The following is a 16,241-nucleotide window of genomic DNA, read 5'->3' as shown; positions in this document are numbered from 1 at the left end:
GTGCGTGCTGAACACTCGCGCAAACTTGAACACAATTGCGCACAATTGCCCGGACTTTCAAGACAGACATGCGCACAGGCCGTATCTAGACTTCGGCACTTCTTTCCCGAAAAGACGTAACTGTGCGCAATCCTCTTCTTTGTTGCTGGGCCCCGGTTCTTGCCATGTGCTGTGTCTCGGTCGCTCATGCAGAAAATCTCTATCTCTTCTCGCTTGCCACCGGCGTGGCGCCAAGATATGAAGGCAGCCGCGACTATAGACCGGTGGTTGGGCCCGTACTCGCAGCGCAATTTGGCAATGGCTTTTTCATCAGTTCTGCCGACGGCGCAGGGTATCGCAAGCAGTTTTCCAACGGCCTGTTCGTATCGGCAGCCCTTGGCTATGCCATGGGCCGTACCGACGAGAACCGCTTCAATGGGCCAGGCTCGGACTATCTGAAGGGGATGGGCAACATCCCTGGGTCACTGCTCGTGTCGGTGCAGGCGGGCGTGCGCTTGTTCGGCAGTTCGACATTCAGCGTGACGCTCGACCAGCCGGTCACGCATACGACACGAGGCATCAGCGGTCACGTCGATCTGACGATGCCGATCGTACATGCCGGGAACGACAACATCAGCGTAACCGGAACCCTGCATGCGGGCAGTGGCCGATACACACAGGCGTTCTTCGGCGTGACCGCCGCGCAAGCGGCAAGAAGTCGCTTCCAGCCGTACTCGGCCAAGGGCGGCTTCGACCAGGCAACGATGTCCGTTGCATGGACCCATATGTTCTCGCCGCGCTGGTGGTTGAACACAACCGTTGGCATGGAACGCCTGATCGGTTCATCGAGAAACAGTCCGATCGTACAAAAACAAGCCAATTGGTTCGGGCTGACGTCCATCACCTATCGGTACTGACCAGCGTGTCATATCGCTCTCGTTCCTTCGGGGCGCGAGCTCTTTCAAAGAGTCTGGCTCTCCATCGTCGCCCTGTGTACTCACAGGCTCGCTTGGGGTATCACGCGCTTGCGGTGCGACGGCCGACTATTAGCCCGGTATGACCTGGCGCTCATCACGCGCGGCAATCGAGTCGACGCACGGAAACAGAAAGGCAAACATGAATCAACAACATGAGTTGAACAGACGTGAAAAAGTTCGGTGCGCGCATTGGATCAAATGGTTCGCGCTTGGTACCGCATGCGTTGCGCTAAGTGGGTGCGGGGTAGCGGCTGCTCCGTGTCGCATCGTTTCGGCTGGCCTGAAGGCAGTGCCTCTCGTCGGTCACTTCGCCGCTCTGCCGACCGACGCCTGCGGTGCGGTCGTCGATCCCTGATGCTGTTGCTATCGCGATGGATCGGAAGACTTCCGTTTCAATGGAAGTGCCTGATTGTTGTGTCGAGGGATGCAAGACGTAAGTTCCTTTCGAGATCCCATGTTTTCGGTGATTACGTGATGGCGCTATGTATCGAGACCTTTAGATGGTCGGTCGCAATTTTCGTGCTGCCTTCGTCGCTGCGGTCCGGCGGCGCCAGCCTTCAGCGGAGCGATAAGCGATGACGGCACGCGTCGGCGCCTTGCTGATTCACGGCCTGGGCGGCACCCAACACGATTTCGGCTTGATGCATCGGCAACTGAAACGCTGCGGCATCGAAACCTATTCGCTCACCCTACCGGGTCACGGCACCACGCCAGACGCGCTGTCTTCAGTGCGCGCCGAGGATTGGCTCGACGCAGTAACGGCCAAATACCGCGAAGTCATCGATCAGCACGAGGTCGTGCACGTGATAGGCATATCCATGGGCTCGCTCCTGGCGGCAACCTTGTGTGCGCTGGAGCGACATGAGAAAGGCCGTCTCATCATGCTTTCTCCGCCTATCTATATCGACGGATGGAGCACCCCATGGTGGCGCGCCGCGCGTCACCTTGCCTATCGCCTGCCGCTTCTGCGTACGAAGATGAAGATCGAAGAGAGCGAACCATTCGGCATCAAGAACTCCCGCCTGCGCAACATCATGAAGACGAAGTTCGCGCGCGGCAACCACTTCCACTATAGATGGGTGCCGCTCGCAGGTATCCGCGAATTGGACCGGCTGCGCCGCAAAGTCATACGAAGCATGCCGCGCCTCGCTTGTGCAACGCTCGTCGTGCATGCACGGGAGGACGAACTGACCAGTCTGAGATCCGCCGATTTCATTGCGCGCACGGCGCCCGATGCGCGCGTGGTTGTGCTCGAAAACAGCTATCACATGATCTGTGTCGACAACGATCGCGAGCAGGTTGTCAGCAGCGTTCTGGATTTTCTCGATGCCGCGACTCAGGAGATCGACGTCGCAGTGGGAGTACACCCGTGAACGCCGCAAACAGTCGAACCATTCCTCGGCGGCTCATGAATGGCACGTGTGATGAAGACGTGCTCGCGCAGTTACAGGCGCAGTAGGAAGAATCATCAACATTGACATGAACAAACCCTCCGCCAATGGCGCGGTTAAGTTGACCCTCCAGATCGAGGGTCTATGCGTACTGATACTGTCGATACTCGCTTACGGAAAGCTTGGAATTGGATGGAAATTCTTCTTTCTGTTATTCCTCGTTCCGGATGTATCAATGATCGTTTACTTGCTAAATTCAAAACACGGACACTTGATCTACAACGTCGCTCACTCGTACTCTTTCCCGCTGCTTCTTTTGGGGACTGGCATATGTTTCAATGCTCCAACGTCGTTAGCAACGGGTCTTATCTGGACTGCGCATATCGGATTCGACCGAATGTTGGGCTACGGCCTCAAGTACTCATCAGGATTTCGTTTTACACATTTGGGCGTCATTGGTCGCCGCGGCGCGGCAATCCGACGTCGACGTGGTCGTCCATAACGCGGGCGGCGCGGTAATCGCCGCCATGGAGGAAATGCGTGAAGCCGATGTCATTCTCAGCTTCACGCCGATGGCAAGTACGAACTCCAATCTCCGGTGCCTGGAAGCGGCCCACCCATTCTGCCTTGGCCCGTTTCCGCCCTAGTCAAAGAGCCGGAACCGCACGGCGGGATCTTGCGCCACGCGCGGCGCGAGATTGCGCTCCCAGTGGAGGTATCGCTCCCATGCGGGAATGCGCTGGGACTCGGGCACGCGCATGATGGAACCCCAGTCATCCAGGAAAGGCGTGAGCAACCGATCATCTTCCGCCCCCGTTTCAAGCGTCTGGCCGGCGGCACGCCAGGCATCCGTGCCCCCTTGCAGCCATTGCAGCGCGTTCTCCGCCGTGGCGCTGCCATAGACATTGCGCGCGGCATCCAGCAAGTCTCGCGCGGCGAGCAAGGCCTGCCTGCCGTCGGGCGATGTCAGCACCAACCGCTGCCCGTTGGCCACCGCATCGGCCAATGCCGCGCCAAGCGCACGCTGCTCCGAAGCGGTCGCATAGGAAGCGCCGGGAACATGCCCGCGCAGGTAGTCGATGCTCGGCCCCACGTCCACGACACGTGCGCCGGCGTGCGCGATATGGTGCAAGAGCTGTGCGGCGCTAACTGGCTGAGGTTGCGCCGAAGACGCCAGCAACCGCATTGGCGGTTCGAGCACCGCTTCGAAGTTCGCCAAGTCGTGGTCGGGCCGCGCATCGAGGATGTAGACCTGCGCCTCGCCCAACTGCAGCAGCCAGAACGCGGTAATTGCCGATCGCAGGCGATGCGGCTCGTCGACCAGCACCACGCTGGCGTTGCGTACCGCCACCAGGTTCTCGAAGTGCATCAGCAACTGGCCGCCAGACACCGCCACTACACCGGGTCGTGACTTGGCGCCAGGCCGCAGATCGAAGCACTGCACGTTCCGCGTGGCCTCACCACGCCACCGCTGTACGGTGGCGGTATCCGCCACGGGCAAGGCGTATCGCTCGATCAGCGCATTCGCGCGCGCCACGGCGTCCGCCTCAATCAGGGGAGGCAGCACGTCGTCCGGCTCTGGTGCCTGTCGCACGTCGTCTTCGCCCTGAACGACCCAAGCCATGACACCATCCCCCACCCATGCCACCGGCACATGCTGGCCATGTACCACGCGCGTCGTCGCCGCGCCAATCACGCCGCGCGTCCGACTGAAGCAGTGCACTGCCCACAAGTGATCCGGTTCGCGCTGCGGCAAATCTCGCAGCGGCCATTCCGTGCCGGGATAGTTCAGCGCGCCTGGCAACGTGCTGAATTGATGCTCAGCCAGCGTGCGTACGTCCACCACGGTTGTCGGCTGCCCCTGATCCAGGCGCCTGGCCAACGCCTCTGGCGACAGTTCATCCACGCGGTAGTACTTGCGGACTTCCTCGCCGAACGCCTTGACCAAGGCGTTGTAGCCATCGATCAGGACGCCGCCACTCGCCGCCCATGCGGAAAGCCCACCTTCGAGTTCATGGATCTCCCGGTAGCCCAACCGCCGCAGGACAGCCGCAGCGCGCGCAACCTGTTCGGACGCCGCGCCTGCGCGCGGATCCGCGCTGGCCAGGACGACAGGTACGTCCCGCCGCGTCAGGATCTGCGGCGCTTCGAGCTCCAGCAGCGACAACGGCAGGTGCCGCGACGCGACGATGTGACCCGCCGCGAAATAGCGCCCTTCGGAGACGTCGAGCAACGCCAGCTCGCTTCCCTCCTCAAGCCACGCCTTCAGACGTGGCGGCGAAATGCTTGCCATCGAAACAACTCCCTTGGATATCGTTGCTTATCTCAATGCGATAGATGCAGCAAGACATCCAACTCAGTTTGGCTCGATGCCCACACGCTTGACCTCTTCAATCCACTGGACGGCCTCCTGCCGCGCGAATCTGCCGAGCTCCTCCGGACGACCGCCCACCGTTGTTGCCCCGATATCGGTGTAGCGCTTCTTGAACCCAGGCGCTTGAACGATGTTGTTCAGTTCGCGCGACAGTTGCTGGATGATCTGCGGGGGCGTTCCACTGCGGGCAACGATGGCGTACCAGGACGTCACTTCGAAATTCTGCAAACCAAGCTCCTTCAGTGTCGGCACGTTGGGCAACCATGACACGCGGCTCTTGTAGGCGACTGCCAGGGGCTTCAACTTGCCGCCCTGGATATAGGGCAGCGCAGTGGCCATCTCCGTGAACATGAACTGGATCTGTCCGCCCATCAGATCGTTGAGAGCCGGCACGGAACCTTGATACGGAATGGAGGTGAAGTTCGCGCCAGTCTCTGTCTTGAGCTTCTCGCCCGCCAGATGCGCATAGGAGCCGATGCTTGCCCCGAAATTGACCTTATTCGGGTGCGCACGCGAGTAGTCGATCAGTTCCCGCACCGAGTTCACCGGAAAGTTCGGGTTCACCACCAGCACCTGCGGGGTTAGCACCAGCAGGGAAACCGGGGTGAAGTCGCGATCCAGATCGTAGGACAGATGCTTGAACAACGCCGGCTGTACCGTCAGGTTGGAAGCGGGTGCCAGCAACAGCGTGTAGCCGTCCGCGGGCTGTCGTGCCACCCACTCAAAACCGATATTGCCTGCCGCGCCCGGGCGATTCTCCACCACGATCGTCTGCGACAGGCGCTTGCCTAGCTCATCGGACGCATCGCGGGCCACCTTGTCGGCAATGCCGCCTGCGGGATACGGCACGATCATCCGAATCGGCTTGCTGGGATAGGCATCCGTGGGCGCGGCATCCGCCCCTGGCAACCACGTTGCAAGGCACACCAGCATGCCGAATATGACCCCGTTAAACCCGATTCTTCTGCGCTGCTGATGTGAGTGCTTCATTGGAATTTTCGCTAGACGTGATGCAAACAGACATCTATTGGATGCCGAAGCGAATACCCAAGGGAACGAAGAAATTCGTGTATTCACATATCCGAATCTTCGTTGCGACGGCGCGGCCAAGCCTCCTACGATGGCAACTATTTCTCCAGACACCGACCGCGCCCTGCCCTCGTCCGTTACATGGTGAGCGTTGGCGTGATACGAACTTGCCCATCATGTCCCTTGTCACGCCCGCGAGCACTGGCCCAGCCACCAAGACCATCGAAAGCGCGCCGACAGGAAAGGCCCGAGTGCCGGCGACCGACTCCAGCACATCGCCGGCCCACTCGACGCGGCTACCCGCGCCGGAACGCTCGTCGCATGCCTGGGATCGCTATGAACTTCCCACCATTGCACTGGCCGCCGTACTTTATGCCGCGTGGGCCGCGCTGGTCTGGTGGCACGCAAGCATCCCCGGGCCGCTGCTGTTCCTGGCGGGCGGCTATGTCGCGCAGCTCCATTTTTCCCTGCAGCACGAATCCATTCACGCCATGCGGCACCTGCCGATCTGGTTGCGTACTGCCGTAGTCTGGCCACCCATCAACCTCTGGTTGCCGTATCCGTTCTACAACAAGGGACACAGCACGCACCACGTCAACGCCCATCTCACCCATCCCCAGAAAGACACGGAAACCGCGTACCACAGCTCCACTCAATGGCAGGCAATGAGCGCCACATGGCGCGCGATCTATCGCGCCAATCAGATCCTGCCGGTGCGTTTGATTTGCGGCCCCTTCCTGCGTCTGATACGGCTCGCGCGCAATGAGTATCGGTGCCTGATGGCAGGCGATCTCGGTCGTCTGAAGATCTGGGCGATACATGCGTTGTCCGCGACGCCCGTGCTGTACTTCGCGCTGGCGCTGGCCGGCATGCGCTGGTGGGAGTACCTGCTGTACTTCGTCTATCCGGGCATGATGCTCGGTCAGCTCCGGACGTTCACCGAGCATCGCTGGGGTGAACGTCCAGTGGAACGCACGGCTATCGTGGAATCCAACAGCGTTGGTGGTCTGCTTTACCTCTACAACAACCTCCACTATGTGCATCACCTGTTTCCCACTCTGCCCTGGTATCACATCCCCCGTTATTTCCGCGCGCATCGCGCCTCAGTACTACACGGCAATGGCGGCTTCTACTACCGTGGCTATGCCGAGATCGCCAAGCGCTTCTGGCGCACCTCAGTCTTCGACCCGGTCCATCCGCGCTGGTAGGCAACGTCGGACAGACGTCGTGCGCCAGTTTGCGCACTAACTAATGCCAAAAGCTTCATTCCCATGTCGGGATGTGTTGCCTAGCATTGCTGGTTGCTGCATGAAACCTTGGAATGACAAATGAATCAGGTCGGGCGCACGAAATCCTCGTCATCCGCAGATACCGAGTTGGAAGCAGATGTCCTGGTGATAGGCGGCGGTCCCGCAGGTACGTGGGCTGCGCTGGAGGCCGTACGCAACGGCGCCACAAACGTCGTGCTGGCGGAGAAGGGATACTGCGGCTCTTCCGGCGCGACGGCGGCGGCAGGAACCACGGTGTGGTACATCTCGCCGGACGAAGGCAAACGCGAGACCGCCATGGACAGCCGCTACGACATGGGTGGTCGGCTGGCGGACTATCGCTGGATGGAACGCGTCCTGGACCGCACGTGGCATGGCATGAATGAGTTGGCCGATCACGGGTATCCGTTCCCCGTCGATGCGACGGGCCGCTCACAGCGCGTGTCATTGCAGGGGCCCGAGTATATGCGGCTGATGCGCAAACGCGTGGTGCAGGCGGGCGTGAAGATTCTGGACCAAAGCCCCGCGCTGGAACTGCTGCAGGCTGACGATGGCAGCGTGGCTGGCGCGCGCGGTGTTCACCGCCAGAACGGCTCACAATGGCGAGTCAGGTCCAAAGCAGTCGTCATCGCCACCGGTGGCTGCGCGTTCCTGAGTCGTGCGCTCGGCTGCAATGTCCTCACTGGTGACGGATTGCTGATGAGTGCGGAAGTGGGTGCCGACATGTCTGGCATGGAGTTCTCCAATGCCTATGCCATCGCGCCCGAGAGCGGCTCGGTTACCAAGACCATGTTCTACAACTGGGCCTCTTTCACCGATGAAGCTGGCGAGGTGATTCCCGGCGCCGCATCCAAAGGGGGGCGCAGCGTGATCGCGCGCGAGCTAAATCGGCAGAAGGTCTACGCCCGGCTGGACAAGGCCGATGAGGCGACACGCCTGGCCATGCGCGCCTCGCAGCCCAACTTCTTCCTGCCGTTCGACCGTCAGGGCATCGATCCTTTCACGCAACGCTTTTCCGTCACGCTGCGACTCGAAGGCACGGTACGCGGAACCGGCGGGTTGCGTATCACCAGCGAAGACTGCGCCACCAGCGTGTCCGGCCTGTATGCCGCCGGAGATGCCGCCACACGCGAGCCCATCTGCGGCGGATTTACCGGAGGCGGCAGCCACAATGCAGCCTGGGCGATTTCCTCTGGCTCATGGGCCGGCCAAGGGGCGGCGAGGTTTGCACTCCAGCGCGGCACCAACCAGCGCGCGACGCGGGGCGCCGGAGTCGCGGCCATTTCTGGTGCCGGCCGCCAGACCATCAATCCTGCCGCGCTCACCCGAGCCGTGCAAGACGAAGTATTCCCATTCGACCGCAATTACTTTCGCCACGCCGACGTACTTGCACCTTCGCTCGGTCGTCTCGATGACGCGTGGCTCGGCGTGCGCGAGTCCGCGCCTGCGGCGGTGGAGCAGATGCTTGCCGCGCGCGAGGCAGCGGCCATGCTTGCCACTGCACGCTGGATGTACGCAAGCGCCCTCGCCCGCAAGGAATCACGCGGCATGCACAAGCGTTACGACCACTTGCAGCTGGATCCCACGCAGCACCACCATATCGTCAGCGGAGGATTGGACCAGGTCTGGGCCCGTCCGTTGGCCTATGACACTCAAGGTGGTCCGCGATCGGCGCAAGCCAGGGCCGAGCAGGAAGGTATTGCCGCATGATCGAACTCATTAGCGAAGGCCGCTGCACTGGCTGCAACATCTGCGTCCGCGTCTGCCCGGTCAACGTGTTCGATGCCGTGCCTCAGGCCGCACCGACCATTGCCCGACAGGCCGACTGCCAGACCTGCTTCATGTGCGAGGCCTGGTGCCCGGAGGATGCCATGTTCGTCTCTCCCAACGCCGAGGCTTCGACCGGCGTGAGCGAGCAATCGCTGGTGCGCGAGGAACTGCTGGGGAGCTACCGCAAGAACATTGGCTGGAATCGCGGATTTCCGGAGAAGCGGGGCGTAGACGACTCATATCAGCTCCTCAGTATGCCGGGTGCCCGCTGAGCGAGGGAGTCGCTCGCAGTCTGCGACTGCTACCCTGTCGCCGGACCAGGGACTGGCAAGGGCCAGTCCCGTTCCCTGGCTTCACTCAAGCCGCTTCGGCTTCATGCACCACCCGGCCTCCCACGATGGTGAGCGTGCTGTGCAATGCCTTCCATTCTTCGGGCTCCTGCGAAAACGGGTCATCCGACAGCACTGCCAGATCGGCCGCGTAGCCGGGATAGAGCGGCCCCTTCCAGTCTTCGTCGAACGTCAGCCGCGCACCTGCCACCGTGAACGCAGCCAGGCCCTGTTGCAGAGACAGCGCCTGCCCGGGCCCGATGGTACGGCCACTGACGCGCTCCTGCCTGCGTGCCGCCACCCAGAGAGTGAAAAACGGCTGATAGGGGATGTTGTCGGTCGCAAGGGAGTACGGTAGCCCCAGCTCCTCGAACGTAGCATGTGGCACTACGGCGTTTCCACCGTCAGTCTCGTCGAGATAGGCGCTGCCACCTTTCCAGAGGCAATACGTCGGAATAGTGGTGGCCAGAATGCCGAGCGACTTCAGCGCCAGCAAGTCTTCGCGACGCGCACGGGCAATATGCTGCATCACCCATCGGCGCCCGTTCAGCGGAAATCTTGCGTCCACTTCGCGAAGCACCGGAACGATCTCATGCAGACGATCGCCCACAATGGTGTTGACTCGCAAATCATGCTCGGCCGCGAGGAAACACAGGGCCCGATAGTCTGCCGGCGTCACGGCCTGCTCGACGAAGCCCGACCATCCGGTGTTCGGCAAGTCCTGCCGCGCGCAACAGGCCACGGCGGCGTCACCTCCATAGGCCAGATGGACGCCGCTCACGCGCAACCACGGGTCACCAAGACCTCGCCCACGGGCCACTGCCAGCCAATCCCGCATCGCACGTGCCGCCTCAGTCAGGTTGTCCCACGTTGGGCTCACCACCAGGCTGGTGCGCATGGTCAGCTCCCCCTCCTCCCACAACCGGCGATACACGGAGATTGTCTCGGGCGCCGAACCATGGCCTTCGTAGATGCTGGTGACGCCCTGCGCATGATAAAGGCGCTGTGAGATACGTAGCCCTTGAATCCGCTCGGCAAAGCCGAATCGGGGCACATCCGGAAGCAAGTCAAACTCAATCGTCGGGCGATTATTGTGTTCGACGATCTCACCGTTCAGTTGCCCCTGTGCGTCCAGCCCGATCTCCACGCCGGCGCAGCGTGACTGACTGGCAGGCGTGAGTCCGTTCCTCCGCAGCGCCAGACTGTTGAGTGCCGCGCGTCCCGGCGGCTTGCCCCAGTTGCCGAAGTGCGCCGGAATGTAGACCGGGTGATCCGGCGCGGCTGCGTCGAGCTCCTCGCGAGTGGGCATGCGCGCCTCCCGCAACTGTGCGGGCCCGCCGAAGTAGTAAGGCGGCGTACCCACCGGCATGGTGACGATGTACTGCCCTTTCGGCATCAATCGCGCCCGCTCGCGAACGACGTTCAACACGTCCGCCACGCTGCGGGCCTGTGCAAGCGAAGGGCGAAGCGCCTTCAGCCCTTCTCGCTCCATGTGCGCGTGGGTATCGTTGAAGCCCGGAATGACACACGCACCTTGCAAGTCGCGTACGGCTTCGGCCTGCTGCGCGAGCGCCACGGCAGCGTCATCCAGCGCCACCACGTTACCGTTGCGCAACGCGATTGCGTGGGCGCGCGGGTGCCGCGCGTCGAATGTATGGATCTGCGCGTTATGCAGGACGAGCAGACCTCGTGTCGCTCCCATGTCCTAGCTGACCGTGTGATACCACGGGAACAGCTTGCGCGTCACCAGAAGGAACAAGCGATCCGCCAGGAAACCGAACACGCCCAGCAGCACCAGTCCGATGAACATGATCTCCACCTGGAAAAGCTGATGTCCCAGCGACATCATGTAGGCAATGCCCTGTGTCGACCCGGAGAGTTCCGCGGCGACCAGCACGACCAGCGACACCGCAAGCGCCTGACGGACGCCGGCCAGAATAAATGGCAAAGCCGCCGGCAGTACGACGAGGAACAGCTGCTGCAACCGCCCCGCCCCCAAGGAAGCTGCCGAACGGAGGTACACCACGTTGGTGTCGCGCACGCCGATGAAGGTGGTAATCCAGATCGGGAAAAACGCTCCCCAGGCAATCAGCGCAACCTTGGGTGCCTCGCCTATGCCGAACCACAGCACTGCCAGCGGGACGACGGCCAGCGACGGCACTGAGCGAAAGCCATGCAGCACTGGTTCACTCACATACTGCAGCAAGGGAATGCGTGCGGTCAGCACACCCACGGAAATGCCCAGCACCAGAGCGATGACAAAGCCTGATATGGCACGCAACAAGCTCATGCCGATGTGCCCGAAGAGTTCACCTGACCGAATCAAGGGGATAGCGGCCTCCAGCACCTTGGACGGCGGCGGAAACAGCGCGGGATTGATCCACTCGAACACATGCGGAATCGCCTCCCATGCCAGGAGAAACAAGGCCACGCCCAGCAGATTCAGCGCGATGCGTCCGCGACGCCGGCTTCGCTCCTGTCGTTCGGAATCCTGCTGGAACCGCTCGGCCAGCGACGCCGTGTCGGCGACGGTGGCTGCCGCGCCACCTTGACGCCTGCCTTCCGCGCCCAGTTCGGGTTGCGCAATACTCGGGAAACTCATCCTGCACGCCTTTCGTAACCTTCCGCCAGCGCCGACTCGATTTCGGCATAGTGCTGCGCGAACTCCAGCGAACCGCGCTGGCGCGGGTACGGCAACTCGATGGCAATATCGGCCCTGACGCTTCCAGGGTGCGCGGCCATGACCACCACTCGCTGCGCGAGGAAGATGGCTTCATCGATGTTGTGGGTAACGAACAGCACCGACACGCCGGTCTCCTGCCAAAGACGCAGCAAATCATTCTGCAGCGACGCCCGCGTCATCGCGTCCACTGCGGCAAATGGCTCGTCCATCAGCAGCACCTGAGGCTCCACGACCAGAGAGCGCGCCACGGCAATACGCTGGCGCATGCCACCAGACAGTTCATTGGGATAGCGATCCGCCGCATGGGACAGATGTACCCGCTCCAACGCCTGCAGTGCACGCCGCTTGCGCTCCCCGGCATCCACCTTCAACGCACGCAAGCCGAACTCCACGTTCTGGCGCGCGGTCATCCAGGGAAACAGCGCGTACTCCTGGAACACGACGCCGCGCTCAGGGCCCGGCCCCCTCACTGGCTCACCGCGAAAGCGCACCGCGCCAGCGGTCGGCTTCACAAAGCCTGCCAGCAGATGCATCAGCGTGGTCTTGCCACAGCCTGACGGGCCGATCAGGCAAACGAACTCTCCGGCGCGAACGTCCAGCGATACCTCGTTCAACGCCTGTGTCGACGTGGAATCGCGTACCGCAAAGAACTGCGAGACGCGCTGGAACTGAATAAGCTCACCCATACACGTTCACCCCAGACTGACGCGGCTCGGGTTGATGGACTTCAACGTCTCGTCGTGGATCACGCTGCGAAACAGCTCCCGCAAGTCGCCTTTGGGACGAGGGGCAAGCTTGTTGTCGATGGCCCATTGAGCCTGGCTGACCAGATCTTCGACGAAGCTTTTGTTGAACTCCACCTTGAACTCGAACGTAGAGGTGAACTGGCGGATCTCTTCTGGCGTGCTGCGAACGCGGCTCGACACCTGGTCCGGCCAGGCTGCGTTGGTGTGGATATGGTTCTCCGCATCGAGCAAGGCATTGACTGCATCGGACAGCAGGGCCTTTCGACTGCTGAGCGTCGCCTGATTGACCAGCAACAACTGATGGCTACGGAAGTACTTCTCGTAGCCATTCTGGGTGAGAAACACCACCTTCCCGCCACTCTGACGCTGTGCTGCACTGCCAGCCAGTGCCGTCCAGGAGAAGGCGTCGATATCACCGCGTACCAGCGCGCCTACCAGGTCCGAAGGCGCGATATTGATCTGCGTGATGTCGCCTGGTGCCAGTTTGGCGAACTCCAGATACTTGGCCAGCGCGTACTGGCCCGACGTGCCAGCTGGGGTACCAATCCTCCTTCCCTTGAGACTTGAGGGGTTTCTGGGATCAATCCCACTGCGCTCGCTGGCGACGATTTTCATGTCATACGAGTAGCGGCTGAAGTTCGCGAGTACCGCCGGCTTGAGGCCCTGCAGCACGGCAAATACCAGTGGCGTATCCGTCGTCGTCGAAAAGTTCGCCGAGCCACCCAGCAAAGCCTGCATGGCGTCACGGCCCGTCGTGAAATCCTGGACGCGCAGGTCCACATTGCGCTTCTTCCAGTAGCCAGCGCTCTCGGCCACCGCTGTCAGGGCCCACGTGTAGCCAGCACTGCCTGTGGCTAGCGTCGCCTGTTCGCGCTGTTGCGCCAGCGACAAACCGGGCAGCACGCCTGAAACACCCGCCGCTACAGCGCCGATTCCCCGCAACAGCGAACGTCGACCTACGTTGACGTAGGAGGCCTCGAAGACCGAACTCATGTACCACTCCAAAGCAATTGCAAACTGGGCAATGTTAGGAATCCACCAGGTGGCACACAAGGAAGCATTTCAACTATCGAACTGCGGAACTGGCTCGTAGACTCAGCACATAAGACCGTTTCGTCGCACCGGGCAAGGCTTCTCGCCTAACTGCTCTCACTGCAGACATCCGCACAGATCGAGCGTGGCAAGGACGCAATTCCGGCGCGGTCATGGCAATTGCTCTGGCTGCAGTCAATTCACGCGGTCTTAGACCCGGCCAGTGGGTTTCGCTGATACCGACGAAATAGCATCTCGGGCGATGTCGGCGTTCGCGACGCCTGCACGCCGAACCCGTTCGGACTGGTACCCCTGGACAAGCAATATCTTGATGCCCTCGGTGATTTCCCGTCATGGCCGGATTGCTTTGACACCATCGATCATCGCTGTCCCTTCCTGACGCATCACCGGACATTGCCAGCTCAGCAGCAAGGGACTGCTACGGGTCGGTCAGGCACTGTCATTGGGAGACGCTGCGAAACGTGCTGGTGTCGTCCGGTCCGTCGAACCGTTCAGCGTTCACTGGCTGAAGGCGCCGGGTACAAGGCCAACGCAGGGGCCAGCATCGCGGCGGCGGTCAACGCGGCGCTCGACGGACTGGCGCGAACGCTGGCCGTGGAGCTGGCACCGATTCGCGTCAACGTCGTCTCCCCGGGCGTAGTCGATTCCCCGACCTGGGACTTTCTGCCGTCCGACGCGCGCGCCAGCGTGCTACACGGCATCGGCGCGGGCCTGCCGGTCGGTCGCGTGGGTACTGCATCGGGACTGGCCCAGGCGGGCCTCTTCCTGATTGCCAACGGCTTCGCAACCGGCACCGTCCTGCAGATCGACGGCGATTATGCGGAGTGAAGCCAACTAGATATCCGATGACAGATCCGCAAGACCCGCCTTGCGACAAACCCATCCGAGCAACCAAAGTCCCGCACCGGCCGAGTAAGCGACGATGCCCGCTCCGGCCTGATGCTGGTCTCCAAGCAGATAGTTCGCGCAGAGTCGCACCTGCTCGTCAACAAAGATCAACCCAACCGTTACGCCCATCCAGACCAGGTTGCCAGTGAAGAAGAGTAAGACGGGCCACGGCGAAATGCGGATTGCGAGCGCCATCGAGAATCCCGCCACGCACACCGAAACATCGCGCGCAATGCCCGTAGCCATCGACATTCTGGACAGGTCAATGGCAATGGGCACCATCCAGACGCCGTACGCAAATGTGCTCAGGGTACAGAGAGCGAGCCCGTAAGGCTGCATAGTGGCCATTAGGCTCCGGTGTCTTATGACATATAGCTCTGCGAAGGCCCAACCCGCCACGGCCAAACATGGCAGCAGACACAACATCAGCGAAGACATCGATGCCTCGACGACGTCACGGAGCGGGGGCAGCGCCGGAATCAGGCAAATCAGCAGAACGAGATGCCATGACTTCCTGCTCATCGCGCCGCCTGACGCACGAGGCTTCGTGCAAACAAGTACGCCTGCTGAAACTGCTCCATTGGATACGTGGCTAAAACCACACCATTCGCGGAAACCACGTCGAGTGCCCCGTTATGCGTGATGCCGCCCATCCCATCCGGTATCGCTATCACATCCGTCTGGCGTAGCAACGCCTTCAGTTCGCGCAAATCGTTTGCGGTGACTACCTCCCACTCCGGCAAGCTCGCCCGATAGGTTGTGGCGTACGCTTTCAAGTCGCCTGCCGTATCGCGTGCATCGAGTGATATCGATACAAGACCAAGTCGACCTGACAAGCCATCGGCCTTGACCTGGCGAGACAACTGCGCGAACTCGCCGCCCAGCGCGCTACATACGGTATTGCAGCGCGTGTAGATGAAATCCACGATATACACCGTCGACGGCGCGTTTCCGGAGAACAATTCGGCACCATGCCCTTGCTGGTTCCGCACCGCAGTCGCTGGCATTCGAAGGTCCAGCGACGCGATCCGCAGGTCACGTCGCTCGTCCAGTGTCCAGGCCGACAGGCCGTAGGTCAGCGCGTGCAGCCCGGCGATGCCCGCCGCCAGTACGGCACCAAGCGCCAGCCACGGCCTAGCCGCCGGGCCCGCCAAGCGCGGCGTCGCCATCAAAGGATCCTTTCATCCCAGCGGTGTCGGCACGCGATGCCGCAACGGTTTCCGCCGAAATTGCCGAAGCACTATTTCCCCACTGGGCGCGTACATGTGTCAGTACGGCCGCGATCTCGGCATCGGTAAGCTGGTCGGCAAAGGCTGGCATCGCCCCGTTATAGACTGCGCCCTTGACAGTCAGCTTGCCGGTCACGCCTCGCAATACAATCCGTGCGACGCGGGACTCGTTACCGTTGGCCCACTCCGATCCGGCCAAAGGCGGAAAGACGCCGGGCAAGCCTTGTCCATTGGCCTGATGGCAAGCCACGCAGCGGCTCTGAAAGATGGCGGCGCCATCGACCTTCGCTCCAGCGCCCTTCGAATTGCCGCGCAGGTCCGCCAGCGTGCGACGATCGCCCAGTTCGGGCGCCTGATTGATTGGCGCCGTGGCGATGTACCACGCCCCCCAAGCCACCAGGACAGCAACCATTGCCAGCACATAGCGCGGAATGGGCGCCTGGTTCTCATGCGGGTCTTCGTGCTCGCGCGCACGCGCCGCCTCGGCCTGCCGTGTTTCCCGAACATCGGTCATTGCAGTCTCCT

Annotated in this window: 17 protein-coding genes; 8 read left to right on the top strand and 9 right to left on the bottom strand. The window is 61.7% G+C overall.

The genetic code is table 11. The features are described from left to right. Positions 1-164: 164 nt before the first annotated feature. From B2246_RS02515 to B2246_RS02505, 4 genes are all read left to right on the top strand, one after another. Positions 165-896 carry a MipA/OmpV family protein gene (locus B2246_RS02515; RefSeq protein ID WP_286962594.1) on the top strand — a complete coding sequence of 244 codons (732 nt, stop codon included), beginning with the start codon at positions 165-167 and terminating at the stop codon, positions 894-896. Positions 897-1,149: 253 nt separating this feature from the next. Next, positions 1,150-1,311: a DUF6726 family protein gene (locus B2246_RS29145; RefSeq protein WP_411431799.1), complete on the top strand. Its 162-nt coding sequence runs from the start codon at positions 1,150-1,152 to the stop codon at positions 1,309-1,311. A gap of 220 nt (positions 1,312-1,531) precedes the next feature. Beyond that, complete coding sequence (locus tag B2246_RS02510) at positions 1,532-2,329, top strand: alpha/beta hydrolase (RefSeq protein WP_035883321.1); 798 nt, start codon at positions 1,532-1,534, stop codon at positions 2,327-2,329. 106 nt (positions 2,330-2,435) lie between these two features. Continuing rightward, entirely contained in the window at positions 2,436-2,849 is a 414-nt protein-coding gene (locus tag B2246_RS02505) for a DUF4260 domain-containing protein (RefSeq protein WP_286962553.1), read from the top strand. A 141-nt stretch (positions 2,850-2,990) separates the two neighbouring features. Here the strand turns inward: B2246_RS02505 and B2246_RS02500 are convergent, their stop codons facing one another. Next, positions 2,991-4,640: a rhodanese-like domain-containing protein gene (locus tag B2246_RS02500; RefSeq protein ID WP_286962552.1), complete on the bottom strand. Its 1,650-nt coding sequence runs from the start codon at positions 4,638-4,640 to the stop codon at positions 2,991-2,993. Between the two features lie 63 nt (positions 4,641-4,703). Beyond that, the gene (locus tag B2246_RS02495) at positions 4,704-5,654 is read right to left on the bottom strand and encodes a Bug family tripartite tricarboxylate transporter substrate binding protein (RefSeq protein WP_008652370.1); all 951 of its coding nucleotides are present in this window, start codon (positions 5,652-5,654) and stop codon (positions 4,704-4,706) included. Positions 5,655-5,926: 272 nt separating this feature from the next. Here B2246_RS02495 and B2246_RS02490 point away from each other — a divergent pair, with 272 nt between their 5' ends. The 3 genes from B2246_RS02490 to B2246_RS02480 all read left to right on the top strand — a co-directional run bounded on the left by B2246_RS02490 (position 5,927) and on the right by B2246_RS02480 (position 9,060). Continuing rightward, complete coding sequence (locus B2246_RS02490; RefSeq protein ID WP_286962550.1) at positions 5,927-6,958, top strand: fatty acid desaturase; 1,032 nt, start codon at positions 5,927-5,929, stop codon at positions 6,956-6,958. A 120-nt stretch (positions 6,959-7,078) separates the two neighbouring features. Continuing rightward, entirely contained in the window at positions 7,079-8,728 is a 1,650-nt protein-coding gene (locus B2246_RS02485; protein ID WP_286962549.1) for an FAD-dependent oxidoreductase, read from the top strand. Further along, complete coding sequence (locus tag B2246_RS02480) at positions 8,725-9,060, top strand: 4Fe-4S dicluster domain-containing protein (protein ID WP_286962548.1); 336 nt, start codon at positions 8,725-8,727, stop codon at positions 9,058-9,060. The genes B2246_RS02485 and B2246_RS02480 overlap by 4 nt, the downstream gene beginning before the upstream one ends. An 85-nt stretch (positions 9,061-9,145) precedes the next feature. Here B2246_RS02480 and B2246_RS02475 read toward each other — a convergent pair whose 3' ends face one another. The 4 genes from B2246_RS02475 to B2246_RS02460 are packed head-to-tail and all read right to left on the bottom strand — an operon-like array spanning position 9,146 to position 13,539. Further along, on the bottom strand, positions 9,146-10,819 hold the full coding sequence (locus tag B2246_RS02475; protein ID WP_286962546.1) for an amidohydrolase: 1,674 nt from the start codon (positions 10,817-10,819) through the stop codon (positions 9,146-9,148). A 3-nt stretch (positions 10,820-10,822) separates the two neighbouring features. Further along, on the bottom strand, positions 10,823-11,719 hold the full coding sequence (locus B2246_RS02470; RefSeq protein ID WP_008652376.1) for an ABC transporter permease: 897 nt from the start codon (positions 11,717-11,719) through the stop codon (positions 10,823-10,825). Continuing rightward, entirely contained in the window at positions 11,716-12,486 is a 771-nt protein-coding gene (locus B2246_RS02465) for an ABC transporter ATP-binding protein (protein ID WP_286962545.1), read from the bottom strand. Before B2246_RS02465 ends, B2246_RS02470 begins: the two co-directional genes overlap by 4 nt. A gap of 6 nt (positions 12,487-12,492) precedes the next feature. Continuing rightward, positions 12,493-13,539, bottom strand: coding sequence for an ABC transporter substrate-binding protein (locus B2246_RS02460; RefSeq protein WP_286962544.1), 1,047 nt, complete (start codon positions 13,537-13,539; stop codon positions 12,493-12,495). 453 nt (positions 13,540-13,992) lie between these two features. Between B2246_RS02460 and B2246_RS02455 the strand changes: the two genes are divergently transcribed. Then, positions 13,993-14,427 (top strand): SDR family oxidoreductase, encoded by a 435-nt coding sequence (locus B2246_RS02455; protein ID WP_186425620.1) that lies wholly within the window; start codon positions 13,993-13,995, stop codon positions 14,425-14,427. A 6-nt stretch (positions 14,428-14,433) separates the two neighbouring features. On the opposite strand, the gene B2246_RS02450 is transcribed toward B2246_RS02455, so the two are convergent. The 3 genes from B2246_RS02450 to B2246_RS02440 are packed head-to-tail and all read right to left on the bottom strand — an operon-like array spanning position 14,434 to position 16,230. Further along, positions 14,434-15,009, bottom strand: a complete 576-nt coding sequence (locus B2246_RS02450; RefSeq protein ID WP_286962543.1) for a hypothetical protein — start codon at positions 15,007-15,009, stop codon at positions 14,434-14,436. Next, a complete protein-coding gene (locus B2246_RS02445) occupies positions 15,006-15,656 on the bottom strand; it encodes an SCO family protein (protein WP_008652381.1) in 651 nt (216 codons plus the stop codon). The genes B2246_RS02450 and B2246_RS02445 overlap by 4 nt, the downstream gene beginning before the upstream one ends. Then, positions 15,622-16,230 carry a c-type cytochrome gene (locus tag B2246_RS02440; RefSeq protein WP_008652382.1) on the bottom strand — a complete coding sequence of 203 codons (609 nt, stop codon included), beginning with the start codon at positions 16,228-16,230 and terminating at the stop codon, positions 15,622-15,624. The genes B2246_RS02445 and B2246_RS02440 overlap by 35 nt, the downstream gene beginning before the upstream one ends. Positions 16,231-16,241: the final 11 nt, after the last annotated feature.

The organism is Cupriavidus sp. UBA2010 (genome assembly GCF_002335265.1).
GTDB classification, from domain to species: Bacteria; Pseudomonadota; Gammaproteobacteria; order Burkholderiales; family Burkholderiaceae; genus Cupriavidus; species Cupriavidus metallidurans.
Note: the sequence above shows the minus strand (reverse complement) of the source record. Positions and strands in the feature narration are given on the sequence as shown.